This window comes from Alloalcanivorax xenomutans (assembly GCF_900217905.1).
Lineage (GTDB): Bacteria > Pseudomonadota > Gammaproteobacteria > Pseudomonadales > Alcanivoracaceae > Alloalcanivorax > Alloalcanivorax xenomutans.
Genome location: NZ_OBMO01000021.1, coordinates 49,439 through 71,259, shown reverse-complemented (window position 1 = coordinate 71,259; position 21,821 = coordinate 49,439). Strand labels below are relative to the sequence as shown.

16 protein-coding genes are annotated in these 21,821 nt (G+C 60.2%); 5 read left to right on the top strand and 11 right to left on the bottom strand.

Annotation, left to right across the window (positions count from 1 at the left end):
- The first annotated feature begins 55 nt into the window (after nucleotides 1–55).
- The gene (locus tag CRO06_RS16305) at nucleotides 56–2,926 is read left to right on the top strand and encodes a sensor domain-containing protein (protein WP_231504701.1); all 2,871 of its coding nucleotides are present in this window, start codon (nucleotides 56–58) and stop codon (nucleotides 2,924–2,926) included.
- A gap of 35 nt (nucleotides 2,927–2,961) precedes the next feature.
- Here the strand turns inward: CRO06_RS16305 and CRO06_RS16300 are convergent, their stop codons facing one another.
- Nucleotides 2,962–3,966: a hypothetical protein gene (locus tag CRO06_RS16300; RefSeq protein WP_097058884.1), complete on the bottom strand. Its 1,005-nt coding sequence runs from the start codon at nucleotides 3,964–3,966 to the stop codon at nucleotides 2,962–2,964.
- An 88-nt stretch (nucleotides 3,967–4,054) separates the two neighbouring features.
- On the opposite strand from CRO06_RS16300, the gene CRO06_RS16295 reads away from it, so the two are divergent.
- A complete protein-coding gene (locus CRO06_RS16295; protein ID WP_097058883.1) occupies nucleotides 4,055–4,897 on the top strand; it encodes a metal-dependent hydrolase in 843 nt (280 codons plus the stop codon).
- Nucleotides 4,898–5,152: 255 nt separating this feature from the next.
- Here the strand turns inward: CRO06_RS16295 and CRO06_RS16290 are convergent, their stop codons facing one another.
- A complete protein-coding gene (locus CRO06_RS16290; RefSeq protein ID WP_097058882.1) occupies nucleotides 5,153–7,039 on the bottom strand; it encodes a sigma-54-dependent Fis family transcriptional regulator in 1,887 nt (628 codons plus the stop codon).
- A 283-nt stretch (nucleotides 7,040–7,322) separates the two neighbouring features.
- Between CRO06_RS16290 and CRO06_RS16285 the strand changes: the two genes are divergently transcribed.
- The 3 genes from CRO06_RS16285 to CRO06_RS16275 all read left to right on the top strand — a co-directional run bounded on the left by CRO06_RS16285 (nucleotide 7,323) and on the right by CRO06_RS16275 (nucleotide 12,006).
- On the top strand, nucleotides 7,323–8,246 hold the full coding sequence (locus CRO06_RS16285) for a transporter (protein ID WP_097058881.1): 924 nt from the start codon (nucleotides 7,323–7,325) through the stop codon (nucleotides 8,244–8,246).
- A 75-nt stretch (nucleotides 8,247–8,321) separates the two neighbouring features.
- Complete coding sequence (locus CRO06_RS16280; RefSeq protein ID WP_097058880.1) at nucleotides 8,322–10,418, top strand: PQQ-dependent dehydrogenase, methanol/ethanol family; 2,097 nt, start codon at nucleotides 8,322–8,324, stop codon at nucleotides 10,416–10,418.
- 73 nt (nucleotides 10,419–10,491) lie between these two features.
- Complete coding sequence (locus CRO06_RS16275) at nucleotides 10,492–12,006, top strand: aldehyde dehydrogenase family protein (RefSeq protein WP_179746621.1); 1,515 nt, start codon at nucleotides 10,492–10,494, stop codon at nucleotides 12,004–12,006.
- Nucleotides 12,007–12,144: 138 nt separating this feature from the next.
- Here CRO06_RS16275 and CRO06_RS16270 read toward each other — a convergent pair whose 3' ends face one another.
- The 9 genes from CRO06_RS16270 to CRO06_RS16230 form a co-directional block, all read right to left on the bottom strand.
- Nucleotides 12,145–13,026: a PDZ domain-containing protein gene (locus tag CRO06_RS16270; protein WP_041717175.1), complete on the bottom strand. Its 882-nt coding sequence runs from the start codon at nucleotides 13,024–13,026 to the stop codon at nucleotides 12,145–12,147.
- A 44-nt stretch (nucleotides 13,027–13,070) separates the two neighbouring features.
- Nucleotides 13,071–13,865: a hypothetical protein gene (locus CRO06_RS16265; RefSeq protein WP_143247749.1), complete on the bottom strand. Its 795-nt coding sequence runs from the start codon at nucleotides 13,863–13,865 to the stop codon at nucleotides 13,071–13,073.
- A 20-nt stretch (nucleotides 13,866–13,885) separates the two neighbouring features.
- Nucleotides 13,886–14,344: a putative periplasmic lipoprotein gene (locus CRO06_RS16260; protein ID WP_080531791.1), complete on the bottom strand. Its 459-nt coding sequence runs from the start codon at nucleotides 14,342–14,344 to the stop codon at nucleotides 13,886–13,888.
- Complete coding sequence (locus tag CRO06_RS16255) at nucleotides 14,341–15,528, bottom strand: COG3014 family protein (protein WP_143247748.1); 1,188 nt, start codon at nucleotides 15,526–15,528, stop codon at nucleotides 14,341–14,343. The genes CRO06_RS16260 and CRO06_RS16255 overlap by 4 nt, the downstream gene beginning before the upstream one ends.
- 25 nt (nucleotides 15,529–15,553) lie before the next feature.
- The gene (locus CRO06_RS16250; protein ID WP_014996696.1) at nucleotides 15,554–16,183 is read right to left on the bottom strand and encodes a hypothetical protein; all 630 of its coding nucleotides are present in this window, start codon (nucleotides 16,181–16,183) and stop codon (nucleotides 15,554–15,556) included.
- A gap of 246 nt (nucleotides 16,184–16,429) precedes the next feature.
- Nucleotides 16,430–18,124: a dipeptide ABC transporter ATP-binding protein gene (locus CRO06_RS16245; RefSeq protein ID WP_097058879.1), complete on the bottom strand. Its 1,695-nt coding sequence runs from the start codon at nucleotides 18,122–18,124 to the stop codon at nucleotides 16,430–16,432.
- Nucleotides 18,125–18,133: 9 nt separating this feature from the next.
- Nucleotides 18,134–18,994 carry an ABC transporter permease gene (locus CRO06_RS16240; protein WP_097058878.1) on the bottom strand — a complete coding sequence of 287 codons (861 nt, stop codon included), beginning with the start codon at nucleotides 18,992–18,994 and terminating at the stop codon, nucleotides 18,134–18,136.
- 4 nt (nucleotides 18,995–18,998) lie between these two features.
- The gene (locus tag CRO06_RS16235) at nucleotides 18,999–20,030 is read right to left on the bottom strand and encodes an ABC transporter permease (protein WP_080531793.1); all 1,032 of its coding nucleotides are present in this window, start codon (nucleotides 20,028–20,030) and stop codon (nucleotides 18,999–19,001) included.
- A gap of 3 nt (nucleotides 20,031–20,033) precedes the next feature.
- Nucleotides 20,034–21,656, bottom strand: coding sequence for an ABC transporter substrate-binding protein (locus CRO06_RS16230; RefSeq protein ID WP_097058877.1), 1,623 nt, complete (start codon nucleotides 21,654–21,656; stop codon nucleotides 20,034–20,036).
- Nucleotides 21,657–21,821: the final 165 nt, after the last annotated feature.

Sequence of the window (21,821 nt, the reverse complement as noted above, 5' to 3'; positions counted from 1 at the left end):
GGCGTGGGTAAACTGCAAAACAAAAAGGCCGTCCACGAGCCTGGAACCCGAGTCCGTGTCTACGTCATCTCAGCAACATATGGATCATTCCCGCCATGCGGTGATGCGTGCCCAGTGCCGCCACCTGAGCGCCGGCTTACGTGGCATGAGCATGCTGGAAGCGGCCACCGTACTGGTCACCCTGGCGGCCTATTGGGCCACGCCGGTGTCCCTGCTATTGCTGCTGGGGTGGGCGGCGCTGACGCTGACTTTCATAGCGGCGCGCATCCTGTGGCTGCAATCCTGGGATCTGGAAGACGATACCGATCACCGCCAACTGCGCCGTTACATCTCGCTGTTCGTGCTGATTTCGGGTCTGTTGCTGGGCCTCGGCGGCCTGCTGCTGAACCTGCAATCCGCCACGCCGGACGAATCCCTGTTCTATGCGCAGCTGACCCTGGGCTGCCTGGGCATCGGCCTGGGCATCGTGGCGCTGGCCGCTTACAGCAGCCATCTGTTCACCGTGGTGAGTTATCAGGCGCTGTTGTTGACCCCCGCCTTTACCCAATTGCTGCTGACACAACCGGACAATCCGGCCCTGGCCACCACCCTGCTGGCCATCGCCGGTTTTCTGTTTCTCACCGCCCGTTACATCAACAGCACCTCTCACCGCGCTCTGGACCTGCAAATCAGCAACACCGCCCTGATCGATTACCTGGATCGGGCCCGCGCCAACGCCGAGGCGCTGAACGAAAAGCTGGCGGAGGAGATTTGTGAGCGGAAGGAGGCGCGGCGGCGCCTGCAAGAGGCCAACGACCGGCTCGAATCCATGGTCAGCGAGCGTACCCGGGCGCTGGAGGTGGCCAACCGGGAACTCACCGCCACCGGCGAGCGCCTGGAACTGGCGCTGGAGGCCAGCAATATCGGTCTGTGGGACTGGAACCTGAACACCGGCTCCAACTACCACACCAATTTTGACCGGCTGCTCGGCTACGAGAACGAATACTTCGGCAACTTCTTCGGTGATCTCAAGCAGCTGGTTCATCCGGACGACTTCCCCACCATCCGCCGCGGCATGGTCGCCCACTTCAAGGGCGAGACCGACCGCTATCACGCCATTTACCGATTGCGCCACAAGCAAGGGCACTGGTGCTGGCTGGAGGACGATGGCCGCGTGGTGGAGTGGGACGACAACGGCCGCGCCATCCGCATGATCGGCACCCGCCGTGATATCACCTCTCAACGCGAAGCCCAGGAACAGCAACGCCTGGCCGCCACCGTCTTCGAGAACGCGCCGGAGGGTATCTTCATCCTCGACCGGCAGTTCCGCTTCCTCGCCGCCAATGCCCGCTTCGAGCAGATCACCGGCTATCGCGAGGAAGAAATGAACGGCAAGAGCATCGCTGACAGCGAACATGCCCGCCGTCACAGCAATCTCTATCACACCATTCGCGTGGGGCTGCGACGCAACGGCTTCTGGGAAGGGGAAATTACCGGCCGCCGGCGCAATGGCGAAATTTTTCCCGAGTGGGTTCAGATCAGCAGTGTGCTCGACGAACGTCAGCGGGTGATCCGCTATGTCGGCATGATTTCCGATCTGACCTCACGCAAGGAGGCGGAGGAGCGGGTCCGCTTCCTCTCCAACTACGACCGCCTTACCGGCCTGCCCAATCGCACCCTGTTCCGCGAGCGACTGCACAAGGCGCTCACCCTGGGCCGCCTCAATCGTTCCCGGGTGGCGTTGCTGATGATCGATCTGGACCGCTTCAAGCCCATCAACGAATCGCTCGGCCATGAAATCGGTGACCGTCTGCTGAAACTGGCCGCCGACCGCATCTCCCACTGCGGCCCCGGAGAGGAAAGTCTGGCCCGGGTCGGCGGCGACGAATTCGCCCTGGTGCTGGACAACTGCGGCGGGGAGCCGCAAATCGGCGCTCTGTGCCAGAAGATCATCAACGCCATGAAGAAGCCGTTCCTGATCGACAGCCACGAGCTGCTGCTGGGCGCCAGTATCGGCATCAGCCTGTTTCCGTCCACCGCCATGGATGCCCAGCCGATGATCAACCAGGCCGACATGGCGGTGCATCAGGCCAAACGCAGTGGCGGCAACAATTACCAGTTCTACCGCAGCGGTATGCAGGTGGCATCGGTGGAGCAACTGGCGCTGGAAACCAGCCTGCGCAAGGCCATCTTCAAAAACGAGTTCGTGGTCCACTACCAGCCGAAAATGGACCTGGCCAGCAACGCGGTGTCCTCGGTGGAAGCTCTGGTGCGCTGGCAACACCCGAGCATGGGGCTGTTGCCGCCGTCGGAGTTCATCCCCTTGGCGGAGGAGTCCGGCCTGATCTCCGCCATCGGCGAGCTGGTGCTGGAGCGCTCCTGCCGCCAGGCGCGCCAATGGCATAAACAGGGACTGGGGGATATCCGGGTATCGGTGAACCTGTCCGCCCATCAATTCCGCAAGGGCAATCTGGCCGACGTCATCGACCGCATTCTTGAACTCACCGGCCTGCCCGCCCATCTGCTGGAGCTGGAACTCACCGAAAGCCTGATCATGGAGGACCTGGAGCAGAATATCGCTCTGCTGGAGCGGCTGCGCTCACGGGGAATCGGCCTGTCGCTGGATGATTTCGGCACCGGCTATTCCTCGCTCAGCTACCTCAAACGCTTCCCGGTGGACACGCTGAAGATCGACCGCTCCTTCATTACCGATCTGACCCAGAACGCGGACGACGCCGCCATCACCCGCGCCATTATTGAAATGGCGCACAGCCTCAACATGAGTGTGGTGGCGGAAGGGGTGGAGACCACGCAGCATCTGGAAATTCTGCGTGCCATGGGGTGTGACGGCATTCAGGGTTTCCTGATCAGCCGGCCGGTGGAAGAGAACAAGATCCGGGAGATGCTGCGCGACCAGCACAACCTCTCCCCACGGCGGATGCTTTAGCGCGGCGTGGCGTGGCCCGAGGACCGCGCTTCGGTTCAGTCAATGGCCGGCGGCTCGTCGCCCAATATCGCCAGGGTTTCCGGGGCTTCGAAGAACGGCGTCAGATGACGGCGCAGCCAGGCCTCCAGCATGCCGTTATCGCGCAACACCCGCACCACGCCCGGGGCGAAGCGGCGGGCATCGTCCAGCATGCTCTCACGGTCGATCCCCACTTCCTCAAGCAACTCCAGCAGGGAACTGTTGCCGTATTTGTCGAAGAAGGTGTGCACGCCCTCGCTCAACAGAGTGGTGAAATAGTCGCTGTGCCGGAACTGCCGCCAGAAGTCATAGCCGATCACGAACAGTTCCTGAATGTCCTCGCTGCTCAGCAACTCCCGCAGCTCCGCCACCGGTCGCTCGGACAGTTCGCGCCAGCCCTCCAGAATCAGTTCCCGCAGCGAGGCCAGATTCTCGTCGCTGTAAAGCCAGGGATCACTGAGTAACGCTTCCATCCGCCGCATCAACCAGTCCTGCAGGCGCAGCTCCGCGGTGGCGCGCCAACGCTCCGGCACACGGCGTCCCAGCAGCCCCCGCACTGCCTCGGGTATCCCCTGATGCAGCCAGGTTTTGACACCCAGCTGGGTGCCGCCGGCCAATAGAGCCAGCAACACCGGGTTGTGGCTGAGCCAGGTGATTCCCTGACGGGACAGCGGCACTTCCAGCAGCTTGTCCACGGTGGCGGTGATGGTGTCCTCGTCCACCAGTTCCCCGATCAACCGATCACTGTCGGTACCGCTCTGGTACAGGCGCTCCATCATTTCGCCGACCAGTTCCGGCACCCCGCCACCCAGTTCCATGGTGGCCGCGTACTTGTGCGCGGTGGTGATCACCTGCTCCGGAGTCACGACCTCTCCCAGACGCAGCCGGCCGGCTTCGGCCAGCAGGTAATCAAGCTCCTGCTCCAGCCAGACATTCAGCTGTTCCGGCGCCAACGTACGCTGGAAGTGCGCCACCAGCGCATCAAGTAAACAATTTGCCTTGATTTGTCTATTGTCCGTCACGACATAACCCTGCTGTTAGAAGTGCCTTGCTGATGGCCGGGCCAACTGTATCATCGAGTGATGTAACATTCATTAGAGGTACGTGATTATGGCCATCTCAATTCTGCCGACGCGCCGCAACCTGCGTTTCAAGCTGGATCCGGCGAAGGCCCTCACTTGGCATCGTGACGGCCTCAATGTCAGCCAGTTTCTTAATACCATGAGCCTGTTTTTTCCGGTCGGCGAACGCTTTTTCATAGACAGCGTCCGTAATTACCGGGAGCTGGTTCAGGATCCCGAGCTGAAAAAGGCGGTTACCGCCTTTATCGGCCAGGAAGCCATGCATGGCCGTGAACATGATGAGTACAACGATCATGTGGCCAACGCCGGCGTTCCCCTGAAAGCCCAGGAGCGACTGGTCGAAGCGCTGCTCAAGCAAATCCAGAAGCGCACGCCTCAGTCCTTCCAACTGGCCGGCACCGTGGCCCTGGAACACCTTACCGCGATTCTCGCCGACGGGCTGCTCAGCCTGCCGGAAATCATGGAGGGTGCGGACGACGGCTACAAGGCTATTTGGAATTGGCATGCCCTGGAAGAAACCGAGCACAAAGCAGTGGCCTTTGACGTCTATCAGCTGGCCGTGGGTACCGACGATCGTCTGTCCGCCTACGCTCTGCGGACCTCCACCCTGGTGATCTCCACCGCTGTGTTCTTTGCCCTGTTCCTGCCGTTCTACGCGCATAATGTACGCGTTACCAGCGGTCTGTTCGACGCCAAAGGCTGGCGCTCGGTGCTGCGTCACAGTCTGGGCAAGAAAGGCATCTTCCGCTATACCGCCAAGGCCTGGCTGGACTGGTTCAAACCGGGTTTCCACCCGTGGGACCACGACAACCGGCAGTATCTGGAGCAGTTCGAGGCACTGCTCGGCGACGTTCTTACCGACGCTGCCTGATCCAATCCCCTTTTGGCCGCCTCCCGGCGGCCCTGCCTTGTGCCGGCCTGCGCCGGCTTTTTTATATGGCCACTGTCCAGAGCGGTCCCCTTCCAGTCCGGGCCGATTCGCTGGCCAGCCTGCTTCCCACAGCGGCTTCGTAGCCATTCTGTGGGAAGCAGGCTTGCCAACCAATACTGAGCAAGCTCATACCCGGAGGCCTTGTTCCTGTCAGCCTCTGTATCAACAACAGGCTGGATTTACATCCGTCCTCGCTCAATCCAGGCCGAACTGCCGCATTTTCCGATATAGCGTCGCCCGGGCGATGCCGAGGTCCTTCGCGGCGGCGGAAACATTGCCTTTGTGTCGCGCCAGCGCCACTCGCACCGTTTCACATTCCGCCTGTTGCAAGGTCCCCGAAGGCCGCGTCGATGAGGACGCGGCCAGCGATCGAAGCGAAGCCGGCAAATGCTCCACCGTTACAATACCGTCCTCCGACAACGCCACCGCCAATCTCAGCGCCTGTTGCAGTTCACGGATATTGCCCGGCCAGCAATGCCCCCGCAGCGCTCGCCAAGCTGCCTCGGACAACACCGGCGGCTCTTCCCCCCGTGCTTCCCCGGCCAGCAGGTGCCGCACCAGGTCATCGAAATCCTGGCGCTGACGCAGCGGCAGCAGCGGCATTTGCAACCCGTTAATGCGATACAACAGGTCTTCACGGAACAGCCCTTCCGCCACCCTTTGTTCCAGGTCCCGGTGGGTGGCGCAAATCAATGAACATTGCACCGCGGTGCCACGGGTAGCCCCCAACCGGGTGACCTCCCGTTCCTGCAATACCCGCAAAAGACGCGCCTGCAACTCCAGTGGCATATCACCAATTTCATCCAGGAACAGCGTGCCACCGTCGGCCTGTTCGAACTTACCCGGCATGCCCCCCTTGCGTGCACCGGTGAAAGCGCCGCCCTCGTAACCAAACAGCTCGGATTCAATCAAACCCGCCGGAATCGACGAGCAGTTCACCGCCACAAAGGGCCCCTCGGCACGGGGCCCGGAACGATGCAGCCACCGCGCCATCACCTCTTTGCCGGTGCCGGTCTCGCCGCGCAACAGAACCGGCAGATCATGGTGGAAAGCCCGCTGGGCCTGGCGCAACAAGCCGTTAACCCCGGGATCATCGTGGAAAGGCGCTTGCGGGTCAGGCTGTCCCACCGGCGTCGGACCCGACGGAGAAAAGCCGCTAAAGCGCGGCGATGGCCGCCCCTCCAACCGGCAAAACAATTGCAAGCCGCCATGACAGGACAGAGCCACCGGCGTATTCCCGGCGGTCCAGACGCGCTCCATACTCCCCTCGAATAGCGTCTCGAAACACAGCCGGCCGCCACCTTCCCCCATGGGGAGATCAAGCATCTGGCGGGCCACCGGGTTGGCGCCCAGCAGACAGCCGTCGCCGTCAAAGTGCAACAGCCCGCGCATCGGTGAATCGGTCAGTTCCGGGCGATAATGAATCGCCAGCCGTAACTCGCCACCAATACGCCGCATCATGCGGTTTTCAATCGCCCGCACGGCCAGCGCCACCGGCTCCAGAATGCCAATGCGGTGGCCGCCATGGCGCCGGGACGCATCCAACACCGCCACCAGTTCACCATAAGGGTCCCGGACCGGCACGGCGGCACAGGCAAACACACGGGCCTCATCGAGAAAATGCTCGCTGCCGCATACCACCGAGGGGCGCCCCTCCGCGAGAGCGCATCCCGGACCATTGGTGCCGGCCACGGATTCATTCAAATTGACACCAACGCGCAGCGCCGGAGCGAGGTCGCGACAGGCCGGGTTTTCGTTACCCAGGGCATGAATCACCACGCCCCCTGCCTCGATACAGGCCAAGATCCAGTTGGCGCGGCCCAATGAATGAAACAACAGTTCCATTTCCGGCGCCACGTCATCCAATAACAGATGATGATGCTCGCCAATGCGGCGCACGTCGGTGCGGGACACGACGTTAAAGATGACCCGATCATCGGGACACAGTCCATGATGACGTGAGCGCTGCCAGGAGCGCACCACCGAATCGTCCAGTAGCTGGGGGGGCACATCCCGGCCTTCCTCGAACAATCGCCTGGCTTTTTTAACACGGTGATCGAAGTCGAACGGGTTAATTTGCATAGCGCTCTCCGGAATCCTGTTTTGTTGTTATACAGCCGGTACTCACCACTGTTTCAAAACGATACACCCATCTATCCGGCAACGAACTCAGGGTCTGCTTCAGGGTCTCTCAAACACCTGACAATCCACAGTATTTTTTAATTTTTCCCAAAAAAACAAGTATGGCACGCCCTCTGCAATACAACAACGAGGTGGCTGTTCGCGAGGGTGACAGTCCGCCTTCGAGGACTTCTATTTTTTTGCGACGCTTTCTATCGAATAACAGAAACAAGGAACCGATTTCATGAACGACGACAAGAATGTAAAAGCGGCTTCCCGAAAACCCATCATACCGAAGAAAAAGACCGCCCTGTCACTGCTGGTCGGCGCGCTCTCGGTAGCGGCGGGCCAGAGCCACGCCGTGGACGTGGATGCCGGCGACTACACCGCCTTGCCCGCGGGTACCAATCTGGCCATGGTCTATTACCAGTACGCCGATCGCGACCGCCTCTACAGTGACGGCGACCGCGTACCCATTGATGCCGGACTCGAGTCCCATGTTGGCATTTTACGCGGCGTTCATTTCACGAAAATTGGCGATTACATCGTTGACCCCCAGTTCCTGCTTCCCTTCGGCCACCTGGAAGGGAAGGACGACACCAAGTCACTGGGCGATGCCGATGGTCTCGGCGATTTGATTCTCGCCGCCACGGTCTGGTTGGTGAACAAACCTGAAACCAATACCTACTTTGGTATTACACCTTTTGTTTATGTGCCTACTGGCACCTATGACCACGACGACGCGCTTAACCTTGGCGAGAACCGATGGAAGTTCGCTCTGCAGGCGGGCTATATCACCGGCCTCACCGAGAAGGTGTTCCTCGACATCGCCGCCGATGTCACCGTGCACGGAAAAAATGATGATTTTGGAGCAAACAAGGACACACTGAAGCAAGACCCCCTGTTCCAGGTCCAGACCTTCCTGCGCTATCAGCTACGTGAAAATCTGGATTTACGTGCCGGGCTTTCCCACACCTTCGGCGGGGAAACCGAAATCAACGGTACCGACCAGGATGATCGTTCCAGAACCACCAAGATGACCATTGGCAGTGGCTGGTTCGTCACGCCTTCCGTGCAGCTACTGGCGAATTATGGGCGCGATCTTTCCGTTGAAAATGGTTTCAAGGAAAACAATCGTTTCAACCTGAGAATTCTCAAGGCATTCTGATCAGTAGCGTCACCGGTGCTCCGGCACCGGTGCGTTCACAGGCAGCGTGATAAAAACGAAAAGGAGCACCTGAAAATGAATTTGATGCTTGCATCCCGGAGGGCGTCCATACCCTCCCTGTTACTACTGTCGTCCCTGTTTGCCACGACGCCGGTTCTGGCTGACCAGGCCGGACCGGACGAGGCCTCCATAGTCGCCAACCGCGACAGTGGCAAGGACTGGCCCAGCCATGGTTTTGATTACGCCGGTACCCGCTTCAGCCCACTTACGCAGATCACCAGCAAGAACGTGGATGAGCTCGGCCTGGCCTGGTCCTACGATCTGAACTCCACGCGCGGCATTGAAGCCACGCCGATCGTGGTGGATGGCACCATGTACGTAACCGCCTCCTGGAGTGTGGTGCACGCTCTTGACGCCAAGACTGGCAAACGTCTGTGGAGCTATGATCCGGAAGTGCCCCGCGAGAAAGCGTACCAGGCCTGTTGCGATGTGGTGAACCGCGGCGTCGCCGTTTACAAGGGCAAGGTTTTCGTCGGCTCACTGGACGGGCGACTGGTGGCACTGGACGCCAACAGCGGCAAGAAGCTTTGGGAAAAAGACACCATCATTGACCGCTCCCGGCCCTATACCGTTACCGGGGCACCGCGCGTCTTTCGCGGCAATGTGATCATCGGCAACGGCGGCGCGGAGTTCGGTGTTCGCGGTTACATCACCGCCTACGATGCCGAGACGGGTAAGCAAAAATGGCGTTGGTTCACCGTGCCCGGTGACCCGGCCAAGCCGTACGAAAACGAAGCCATGGCCAAAGCGGCGAAGACCTGGGATCCCAAGGGTAAGTATTGGGAGTCTGGCGGTGGCGGCACGGTATGGAATTCCATGGTGTTCGACCCGGAATTGAACCTGATGTACATCGGTACCGGTAACGGAAACCCCTGGGTACATCGCAAACGCAGCCCCGCCGGCGGCGACAACCTTTACCTGGCCTCCATCGTGGCGATCAATCCGGAAACCGGTGACTACGTCTGGCACTACCAGGAAACACCAGGGGACAACTGGGACTACACCTCAACCCAGGATCTTATCCTGGCCGACATTAAAATTGACGGCAAGCTGCGCAAGGTGATCATGCATGCGCCGAAGAACGGCTTCTTCTTTGTCGTGGATCGCACCAACGGCAAATTCATATCGGCGCAAAACTTTGTCGATGTGAACTGGGCCACCGGCTATGACAAGAACGGTCGGCCAATCGAGATCGCCGAAGCCCGCTCCGAGGACAAACCCTTTGACGCTATCCCCGGCCCCTTCGGCGGACACAATTGGCATTCCATGTCCTACAGCCCGAAAACCGGACTGGCTTATTTTCCGGCGCAGAATATCCCGCTGAATCTGATGGAAGATAAAAACTGGACCGAGCACGGCAGCAACAAACCGGGACAACCAATGAGCGGCATCGGCTGGAATACCGGCATGTTGATCAATGCCGAGACACCTTCCAGCAAACCGTTCGGCCGGCTGCTGGCCTGGGACCCGGTCAAGCAGCAGGAGCGCTGGCGTTATGAACATGTGGCGCCCTGGAACGGCGGTACGCTGTCCACCGCCGGAAACCTGGTGTTCCAGGGCACCGCTGACGCCAGGCTGATGGCGTTCGACGCCGGCAGCGGCGATGTACTGTGGCAGTCCCCCATGGGTACCGGCGTAATTGCCGCGCCAATCAGCTACCAGGTGGACGGCGAGCAGTACATCACCATCGCCGCTGGCTGGGGCGGGGTATTCGGCCAGACTCAGCGCGCTTCGGAGACGACGACACCGGGTACCGTTTATACCTTCAAATTGAATGGCAAAGCGGAGATGCCGGAGTTCACGAAACACCAGCTCGGCAATCTTCTTACCGGCGTCAAGTACGACCCGGCCCTGGTGGAAGAAGGCACTTACCTTTACGTCAGCAACTGCGTGTTCTGCCATGGCGTCCCCGGTGTCGACAAGGGTGGCAACATTCCCAATCTGGGTTATGTGGACAAGAGCTTTATTGAAAATCTCGACAAGTTCGTCTTCAACGGCCCCTTTGTGTCGCGGGGAATGCCGGACTTCACCGGCAAACTCAGCGCGGAAGACGTGGAAAAGATCAAGGCGTTCATTCAAGGAACCGCCGACGCGATAAGACCCAAGAAATAACTCGATACCACTTTTTTCAATCACTCACACAGCAACACGGCCCGGTTTATCCGGGCCACGGGGAGCTTTTGCCATGAATATGATGACGGAATTCGGTCACACCATTGAGAGTCGCACCCGGACCTTTCTGGAAGCCACCCACCATCGCATGCTGATCGGTGACCAGTGGGTGGAAGCCGTCGAAGGGCAACGTCTGGAGGTGATCAACCCGGCGGATGAAACCGTACTCGGCACCGTTCCGGCCGCCGGGCAAACCGATGTGGATCGCGCGGTACGCGCCGCCGGGCAAGCCCTTGAAAACGGCCCGTGGGGAAGAATGCGCCCCTCCGAACGCCAGAACCTGATGCTCAAACTGGCGGATTTGATCGAACGCGACGCCAAGGTGCTGGCCGAGATCGAGTCCATCGACAACGGCAAGTCCGCGCAAATCGCGCAAGCAGTGGACATCACTCTGTGTATTGAATTTTTCCGCTACATGGCCGGCTGGGCCACCAAGATCGAAGGCGCGTCGCTGGACGTTTCGGTACCGTTCGCTCCACCGGAAAGCGAATTTTTCGCCTATACCCGCCGTGAACCGGTCGGCGTGGTGGCGGCGGTGGTACCCTGGAATTTCCCGCTGCTGGTCGCCACCTGGAAGTTAGCGCCGGCATTGGCGGCCGGTTGTACCGTGGTTCTCAAACCCGCCGAGCAGACGCCGCTCACCGCACTTTATCTCGGCACGCTACTGCAGGAGGCCGGTTTCCCCGATGGTGTGGTGAACATCATCACCGGAGACGGTCCGGATGCCGGCGCTCCGTTGGTGGCTCATCCCGGGGTCAGCAAGGTGAGTTTCACCGGCTCCACCGAAGTGGGCAAACTGATCGGCCGCGCCGCCATGGACAACATGACCCGGGTCACCCTGGAGCTTGGTGGTAAATCACCGATGATCGTACTCGACGACTGTGATCCGGCCCTGGCTGCCCAGGGCGCCGCCCAGGCGATTTTCTTCAACCACGGTCAGGTGTGCTGTGCCGGGTCACGCCTTTACGTACACAAAAAGCTGTACGACAACGTGGTGGCGGAACTCGCGGACCTGGCCAAGGCGCTGCCCATGGGGCCAGGGCTGGATCCGCAAACCCATCTCGGACCTCTGGTCTCCCGTGAACAACTGGACCGGGTGTGCGGTTATATCGACCTGGGTCGTGAACAGGGCGCGGAACTGGTGACCGGCGGCGCGCGCGCCAGTCGCAGCGGTTACTTTGTCGAGCCCACGGTATTCGCCAGTACCGATGACGATCTGCGTATCGTGCGGGAGGAGATTTTTGGTCCGGTGGTGGTGGCGCTACCGTATGAGGATCTGGACGATGTGGCCCGCCGCGCCAACGATACCCCCTACGGGCTTGGCGCCAGTATCTGGTCCAACGATCTGTCGCGAGTGCATCGTCTGGTACCGAAAATCAAAGCGGGAACGGTGTGGGTCAACTGCCACAACATGCTGGACGTCGCGGTACCGTTCGGTGGCTATAAGCTGTCCGGCTTCGGTCGTGACATGGGCCGGCAGTCCCTGGATGCGTACCTGGAAACCAAATCTGTTTTCATGGCGGTTTAGATAACCGCCGGCTCCAACGGATTGATGGTCTGGTGCCTTTCCGCCGACGTGATGCGACGTGCGTCGGCGGTTTTTTTAAAGAGAGAGCTGGTACATTCGAGCCGGCACACTCCCAACCGGAATGCAAGTTAAGAACAATTATCGCTGTCTTGCCAACGCGGGTTGCAGATCCGGATAGACATGCGAAGCGGCGTCAATCACGTCCTTGAAGTTGGCACTACCGCCATGTGTATTCACCAGCCACCGCGCCATGTCACCGACCGAGTGGAACGACTGATCCGATGTGGCACGGATGTACTCCCACCCCCCGGATGCCTTGATCGCCGCGTCACGGCCAACCGCCTTACCGCTTTTCGACCCTGCCATGCCGCCCAGAAAGCTGCCAAAAAAACCGCCCCCAGGTACATTCTCCATCAGCTTTCGCCCTGCGTAAGCCCCGGCAGCGGCGCCAACAGCGGACCCCGTGGCCTCCCCCATTTTGGTGTTGATCGCCTTATTCACCCATTCTGCAGTGACACCGTCGGAGGTATAAGGGCTGAGGTACGGCCCGGAGTTATCCGAAATCACCAGGTCGGCGATATTAACCGGGGCCGCCGTCTCACCTTGTGTATCCAACCCCTTTTGCCCTTCAAGATAGGTCAACTCGGAAGCACGGCCTTCCGGCCCTCGTATCAGGACCACTTCACGCTCTTGTGAGTCCTGATTGTTCATCAGTTTCAGTTTTACCCGAGTATAGGGTTCGCCACGAATCACATGGATTGCCTGGTTAAGACCGTAGCCTTTCAATATGACCCATTGAGATTCCGGTGTGGGTGCCGCCGCCAGAATCAGATCCCCCAGCAGGATTTGTCCACTTTGTTCCGCCACCGAACCAGGGTTGATCCGAACTACCATCGGGTAGCCTCTGTGCTTCACCAGCCCCGCGCCAATGGCACCAGAGCCGGCTGGCGACAGTGATGATGCACAGCCCGTCAATTGAACCAGAAGCACGAACCCCAATACGTGCAGGATGGCTTTCATTCTCATGGTAACGCCCTTTCAGGAAATGTTGTCGTAATCGTTTTTCAAGGCCGCATTCTTTCCATGGTCAGCAACGCTAACTCTCGGCCTATCTGGCTCAGTGATACCGGCATATCACGTTTCTGGTAGCCACTGGACGTCGCCACCCAATGCGATTCCTTCTCGCTCTCTGGAGGTTCCGCCGTGGTTGAAAACGTTGTCACTACCGTGGCGTTTTCCGTGGACAGGACCCTCACCCGATACCCCGGATCACTGCCATCGCCGGCGGTTAACTCCAGGACATAGTCGGCGTATTCCGCCAGTGCGCGCATCTGCAGGCGCAACTGGTCCGGAGACAAGCGCGAGAAGGTGCCATCCTCCAAGGCATTATCGGATAGACGCCGCGCCAGTCCCTCATCCACCATGCTTGCCCCCGCCGACTGGAACGTTCCGATCAGGCCATCCCGTAAGGCGAAAGAGGTTTCCTTTTGCCGTTCACCCGGCACGCCACGGGTTTCCGATTGCACACCCGCGGCAACATTTCCCTGTTGTTGCGTCCTTTTTTTTCCGTCGCTTTGTGAAGACTTTCCGCTCATGGCCAACGTGGTCCGATGGTAGCCATACCAGTCGCTGACGCGGTCGGACAGCGCCTGGTGCCAAAGCACAGCGATACGAGGGCGATCGGGAAACCGCTCGCGGAATTGATCAACAATAGAGTCAGCATCACTGATGCGCCCCGACCGCGTACTTAAGTCACTCCACCCCTGCTCCGTCAGCGGGGATCTGGCCGGGGCCATCATCGGCGCGGCGGAATGATCCTGTGCTAGCGCGGCGCCAATACCCGCCAACGCCAACATCAAGACCGTAGCCTGAACGCAGCTCATCGTGCCTGCCTCACTTCAATACGATATTGCAGCCGTTCCGTGCCCACGGATTTTTCCCGGTACACCGCGCTGGAATTAGCTGGTACCGGCAAACGTTGCCATACGGGTTTGGCATCCACCGGTATGCCTTGTTGGGAAAAAAACCGGGTTCTCGCCTCCACTACATAGTTGTGATCGGTGTGATTGCGCAGCTCCAGCCAGACTTCAGAGGTTCCTGTATCCGTGTATCCAATGCCATGCCCCGCGCTGGAAAGGCGCAACACTTTATCCGGGCCGAACAGCCCTTCGCTGAAGTTCCGGTTCAGGTCGTAGTCGGCGAAGACGACGGTATTGAAACCGGGCTCTTCAAGGCGCTGGCTCAGCTCCTTTTTACTCATCCCCGGGCTTTGACAGCCGCCCATTAAAGACAGCAAGCCCATCGCCCAAACCGCATTCATCAATCTGGTTCGCATCATGGTGAGACCCCTTCTGGTGTAGATCGGACGAAGGCAAAGCCATTGCCTTTGCCGTCGTAATGGACGGCTATGGTGGCGACTCTATCCACCATCAGCGCACCATCGGCATCCAGGAACACCATCCGCGACCCGTTGCTGACAGGATCACTTCGCACGGTGGTCAGATGAATTTGATCGGGAAGCCGACGCCAATAGCGTGTGTCCGCCCGAGTACGCGAACGAGCGGACAATCCTTGCGCCGCCACGCCGATGGCGGTGATGGTGTGAAAGCCAGCCGCCACCGCACCGCCGGCACTGGTGCTGAGCCCGGCCAGCACGCTGCTGTCGCTGACCGAGGTCAGAGCATCACCCGTGGCCTCAGCACTTTTCTTGAACTGAACCTTACCTTCGATAATGCGGTCCACGGTCCGCCCTCCCCGAGTTGATGCCTGAAAAAAAACATCCTCGATCGGGAAAAGCGACTGTGATACAGCGGCCGTTTCAAGGCGAGCACCCTGTGTCTGTATCTCACGGCCACGGCGGTAGACCAATTGATAGTGTCCAACACCGTCAGCTAACTTGCGCGGGGCACTGCCGGTTTCGGCAATGACAAGGGTGTTGTCGTCGTCATCCGGCAAGGGGCCATTCGGGCGGAGCCGCCGATACTCGGCAAAGTGCTGTTTGGCCAAACTGCCGTTACCATCCAGGCGCGCCGCCCAGCCCGCCAGGAAGATCAAGGACGCAAAGTCCGTGGCGTGCTGCTCTTCCTCGGCGAAGGCATCCTGCAATAGGCCACTCATAAAAGCCGCCCTCGCATTGCCGTAATCACCCTCACGCAGGAACAGCAAACCCCGGTAGTAGAACACCATGCTCCGCTCGTAGGGCTCGCCCTTGAATTCCTTTTCTCCTTCCTCGTACCAAAGGCTGCGCGCCCGGTGTGCGGCATCGTTGTCCGCGTATACGCTTTCGATGTTGACAATGGCCTGGTCGAACGCGGCGCGGGCCAGATCATATTCCTGCAAATGAAATGCCGCCGCGCCGATTTCCATCAAATTGAGGACCTCATTGCGGCGGCCTTCTTCAAATAGTGCGCGGTACAGCGGTCGCAATGATGGAGGCTTTTGGTCCACCACTTCCTGCTGAGCCACTGAAAGTGTTCGCGGCTGATACTGAGTGGGGCCGGTGGCGCAGCCCGCGAGAGCCATAACGGCCACACCGGCGGCCATCAGTTTAGCGATAGAGCACATTGTCCTGAGCCGCTTTGCGCATTTCGTAAGAGCCACTCCAAACGATGGTGCCCAGCTCCAGGTCCACCATTTCGAAGGTAACCTGATGGTAACGGGAGCGGGTCTGGGTATTGCGATCCATTGCGTCCAGGGAAGCGACCCGCCCGCCAAGGCGGTAATCCGCACCCGCGGTGGCCTGGGTCTTGCGGATGGTTCCTCCATCCACGGCACCATCCCGCTTCAGCGCCCGTTCCTTCTCCACCATGTCGGCATAGTGACGTCCGACAAAGATCAACCGGCCATTGGCGGCCCGGTTCAGTTCCACGCGCAGGCGGTCAGTGAGAAGATTGGTATTGATGATCGACGAGCTTTCGTTGCGCATATACTCGTTGTCGATGATGATCCGTGGCGGCACGTCGCGGGCCGCAAGAATGCGGTTGGCGAGCATGTCACGCATCATCTGGTCGGTCATGGCCACCACGTCCTGTGATTCGATACCCACACCCTGTACCCGTCCGGATGTGGTTGGGTCTTCATATACGGTGGCCTGTCCGGCCACATTATCCACTTGTACTGGAGCACAGCCTTGAATTCCGGCCAGTACCGCCGCGGCAACCAAACTCTTCCGGATCATTATTGTCCGCCTCCGTATACACGGTCGGGCCGACAATCGCCTGCGGGGATAAAGCAACGCGGCGCGACGTACTTCAGAACGCTTTGGAAAAGCCGGCTCCCCAAGGACCCCCGCGGGCTCCCTCCGGCTACCGGGCAAGACTAGACAGTTTAGAGCGGCCGCACATACCCCATATGGGGTATGTGGGACGGATATCGCAGGTCACGGAAAGGGGGTTGAGTAAGGCTCTAACAGCAGAGCGGGCTTCTATGGCCACCTTGCCGCGATCACCGAATCCTCGCTCTCCGAAGAAACCCGGGGCGGGGAGGATGGCGGATGAGGAATAGCGGCAAGCAGCTCACGGGTATAGGGATGTTCCGGACGGTCCAGTAAGTGTTCAGCCGACCCTTGCTCGACAATCCGCCCCGCTTTCATTACCAGCACCCGCTCACACAACAGCCGCACCACATTGAGATCGTGGCTGATGAACAGATAGCTCATACCCAGACGCTCGCGCAGTTCCACCAGCAGATTGAGCACCACTGCCTGCACCGATACGTCCAGCGCCGCCGTCGGCTCGTCGAGAATCAGCAGCTTCGGTTCCAGGGCAATCGCCCGGGCGATTCCCACCCGCGCTTTCTGACCGCCGGAGAGCTGATGGGGAAAGCGGTCAAGCAGGTGATCCGGCAGCCCCACCATTTCCGCCACTGCCTCCACCTTGGCGCGCAACGCGGAGCCGCCCACACTGGCAAGCCGCATCAGCGGATCACTGATCGAGCGGCGCGCGCTCCAGCGGGGGTTAAGACTGTCGGTCGGGTCCTGGAACACCATCTGCAGACTGGCACGGGCCGAATGGCCGGCAAAACGTTTTCCCGGCACCGCGCCGATGTCCTCACCGTTAAACAGAATGTGGCCGGATGTGGGGTCCAGCAAACGCATGATCATCGACGAGGTGGTGGACTTGCCACAGCCGCTCTCGCCCACCAGCCCCAGGCTTTCACCGGAGCGTACTTCGAAGGACAGGCCGTCCACGGCCCGGTACTCATCGCCCTTGTCCTTGCCGGGGAATACCTTGACCAGATCCTGTACTTGCAGCAGCGTTTCGCCAGGCGGGCGCGTACTCGGTGTACGGCGGCGCGAATCCTCTTCCGGCAACAGATCCGCCACCTTTGAATCAAGTCTTGGTGTCGCCTGCAACAACCGCCGGGTATAGGGATGCCGGGGGTTGGCGAACAAGGTGGCGGTATCCGCTTCCTCGACGACCCGCCCTTTTTCCATCACCACGATGCGGTCACAGTAAGCGGCGGCGAGACCGAGGTCGTGCGTAATCAACAAGGTCGACATATTACGCTCGGCGGTGAGCTCGCGGATCAGATCCATCACCGCCTTTTGCGTGGTCACATCCAGACCGGTAGTGGGTTCATCGGCGATCAGCAGCTGCGGCCGGCAGGCCAGGGCGATGGCGATCACCACCCGCTGACACATGCCCCCGGACAGTTCGAACGGATAGGCATGGTAGCGGCTTTCCGGATCGTTGATACGTACCGCCTTGAGCACGTCGATGGCTTTTTCCCTGGCATCGGCGCGGGTGGCCAGACTGTGTTCGATCAGCACGTCCTCGATTTGCCGGCCTACCGAACGGATCGGATTGAGCGCCGCCCTTGGATTCTGGAAGATCATCGACATCTCACGGCCACGCAGATCCCGCATGGTACGCTCATCGGCCTTGCCCACATTGATGCCGCCGAACACGATGCTGCCACCGGCGATACGGCCAGCACGATCAAGGATCCGCATCACCGCGTAGGAAGTCACCGACTTGCCCGAGCCGGATTCCCCGACGATGCCGACGGTTTCCCCCTTGGCCACGGTGACCGAAACCTGCCGCACCGCGTCCACCACGCCGCGACGGGTACCGAATTCCACCGTGAGCGCTTTTATATCCAGTAACGGTATGCTCATATTCTCACCTCAAGTACGCCGCTGCGGGTCGACCAGATCGCGCAGACCGTCACCGAGCAGGTTGAACGTGAACACCGCCAGCATCAGTGCCACACCCGGGAAAAACGCCAGCCACCACTCACCGGAGACAATGAAGTTGGCGCCTTCCGCCACCATGATCCCCCACTCCGGCGTCGGCGGGCGTACCCCCAGACCGATGAACGAAAGGCCAGCGGCGTTGAGAATGGCCCAGCCCATGTTGAGCGAGATTTGCACCATCATCGGCGGCAGGGTGTTGGGAAAGATATGCTGGGCGAGGATGCGCCAGTCGCCATTGCCGGACAGACGCGCCGCCTGCACGAAGCCGGCGTTGCGGCGGATATTCACTTCGGCCCGCGCCATGCGTGCGTAGAACGGCAGGTTGATGATGGCCGTGGCATAGACGATGTTTTCAATGGTATTGCCCGCCGCCGCCACCACGCCCATGGCGAGCACGAACAGCGGAAACGCCATGATGGTATCGAGCAGCCGGCCGGTGATGCGATCCGCCCAACCACCGAAGTAGCCGGCTACCGCGCCCATGGCGGAACCGATGACAAAGGCCATGGCCACCGCGGCCAGAGAAATCATCAGATCCAGACGGGTCGCCACCACCACCCGGGAAAACACGTCGCGGCCGAGATGGTCGGTACCGAACCAGTGATCCCAGGACGGCGGCTGCAAGGCACGGGTGTCGTTGGTGGCCATCGGATCGTAGGGCACCAGCGCGGGTCCGGCCACGGCGGCGATGACAATCAGCAGAAACAGCAGCGCCGCCAGTGCGGTGACCGGGTTTTCCGTCATCACATAACGGGCATGGCGGGCGAAATTCTTCACCGAGGAAGATGACATCGGATCAGTCCTCCATACCCAGACGGGGATCGACCAGGGTATAAGTCACATCGATCAGCAAATTGAGGATCACGAACAGCAGCGCCATGGACAACACGAATCCCTGCACCGCGGCGTAGTCGGACACCACCAGCGCTTCCACTGCGTAGGAACCGATGCCCGGCCAGGCGAACACTTTTTCCACCAGCACATTGGCGCCGAGGGCAAAGGAAAACACCATGCCCAAAGTGGTGATCACCGGCAGGATGGCGTTGCGCAAGGCGTAGGTGTACAGCACTTTATTGCCAGACAGGCCCGCCGCCCGGGCGGTGCGGATGAAGTCACCTTCCAGCACCTGCAACATGGCAGCCCGGGTCATGCGGGCAATCGGCGCTAGCGTGAACAGGCCCAGCGTCACCGCCGGCAGGATCAATTGCGCCAGCGCCGCCCGTGCCGTCTCGAAATCACCGTCAATCAGCGCATCGATCACATAAAAGCCGGTAACGTGGGGCGGTGACAGATAAAGAATATCGAGCCGCCCCATCGGCGCCGGCGACCAGCCCAGCAGAAAGTAGAACAGGTAAACCAGCGCCAAGCCGGTAAAGAAAGTGGGCAGCGATACCCCGGCGGTGACCACGAACCGGCACAGGTGATCGATCCAGGAATTGGGCCGGGTGGCGGCCAAAATCCCCAGCGGCATCGCCACCGCGATGGAGAACAGCAGCGCGAATCCGGTCAACTCCAGCGACGCCGGCAAACGCGTGGTCAGTTCGGTGAGCACCGGCTGACCGGTGGAAATGGATTGCCCCAGTTCCCCGCGCAGCAGATCTCCCACGTAGGCAAGGAACTGAACCGGCAGTGACCGATCCAGTCCCATGCTGACGCGGATCTGTTCGATGGACTCCTCCGACGCCGCCGGCCCGGCGAAGTACACCGCCGGGTCCCCGGGCAATGCCCGGGTCAACAGGAACGACACCACGACAATGCCGATCAATACCGGAATCGCCTGCAGCAGGCGGTAACCCACCAGCCGCAAACGTTTGGGCACACGCACCATGATTCAGTCCTGTTTCAGAGTCAGGGGCCGGACATCCAACTGACGGTGGTACCAGTACTCGTAACCGCCCGTGTTCTGTTGCATCGCCACGTTCAGCGACGGTTGATACAGTGGAATACGCGGCACATCGTCGATGGCGATTTCGATCATGCGGCGAATGTTCGGGGCGTACTTGGGATCGTCCTGGGCCATGTACAGGGTTTCATCCACCAGCCCGGCAATTTCCTTGTTGTCGTAGTTGGAGGAGTTGAACAGGTTGCCTTTTACGTAAGCCCAATAGAAATAGTAGTCCGGCGTGTTTAGCCAGCCGCCAAAATTTTCCAGGTGCAGCGGCAGGGATTTCTCCACCAGTGCCACGGTTCGCCAGTTGGCACCCGGCACCTTGTTCAAGGACACCTTGATGCCGATCTTGCCCAACGCTTCCTGGATCAGCAGCGCGGTGGGTTCAGCCCAGTCCGCCTGGCCCAGATCGAACGACAGCGGCACGGAGAAACCGTCGGCATGGCCGGACTCCGCCATCAAAGCCTTGGCCTTCTCCAGATCCTGGCTGTAGGGAAAGGGCTGCGGCCAGGCGGTGCTTTCCGGTTTGGTGCTGTCACCGCCCCACATCGGCACGCCACGCCCGTAGGCGGCATTGTTGAAGATCGCTTCGTAGGGCACCGCATGGGCGATGGCCTGGCGTACTTTTTTATCCTGGAACGGTTCGAAGTTGAGATTGGTGCAGAGCACATGCAGACAGTTTTCGATCGGCGTGCTGACCACCTTCACCTTACCGGCCGCCTCCAGTTCGCGGGCGTCCTTGGCCGGGATACTCTGGGAGAAGTGCACGTCCCCCCGTTCGATCAAGGCACGGCGCGTGGACTGGGACGGAATCTCGCGAATAATCACGCGCTGGATCTTCGGCACCGGCCCGCAGGCCCAGTCGTCGTTGCGGCTATAGACCAGTTGCTGACCGGAGTCCCAGCGTTCCACCTGGAAGGCGCCGGAACCGGCCGGATTACGATGCAGGTATTCCGTGGCCCAGGGGTCCTGATCGGTGGCGTGCACCTTGGCCACTTCCGAGTTGATGACGATGGCCACCGGCGTGGTCAGATCCGGCAGCGTCAATTTGGACGAGTGCGGCAAACGAATCCGGAAGGTCTTGTCGTCCACCGCTTCGAACTGCTCCGGTTCTTCCAGGGAGCCGGCGGCCATCTGCGCGGTGGGGAAGCCCCCCAGTGTCACGGCACGATCGAAGGACCATTTCACATCATGGGCGGTGACCGGCTTGCCATCCCAGAAGCGGGCGTTGTCACGAAGTTTAAAGATCAGCGTGCGGCCGTCCTCGGAGACGTCCCAGGATTCGGCCAGCTCCGGTTGCAGATTGTCGTAATCGTAGCTGAAAGACCCGTCCTCCAATTGCTTGTGGCCAAACGTCAGCAGACGGTCGTAGCAGTTCACCGCCACCTGGTAACTGGGCCGGTTGGTGCCGCTACGGTGGATGTCCAGACTGTTGATGGTGGTTCCGGTAACCACCACCAGGGTGTCATTCCGGGCCGCCAGCGCCGGCATGCTCTTGAGGAAGGTCAGGGCGCCCACACCCACGGACAAAGCGGAGACCCCTTTTAGAAAATCGCGACGGTACATGAACACTGCCCCCTGCGGGTTAACATGAATACCAACTTGTATGCGACTTCCGGTATGCAGATTCCGGGCCAGATGGCGGCGGGCGCTGGGAGGCCTTTTTTTAAAGGTGTTGGGCGATGCCGCGAAGGCCATGGGGAGGGGTTGCGGAGAGGCCCGAGGCGCGCC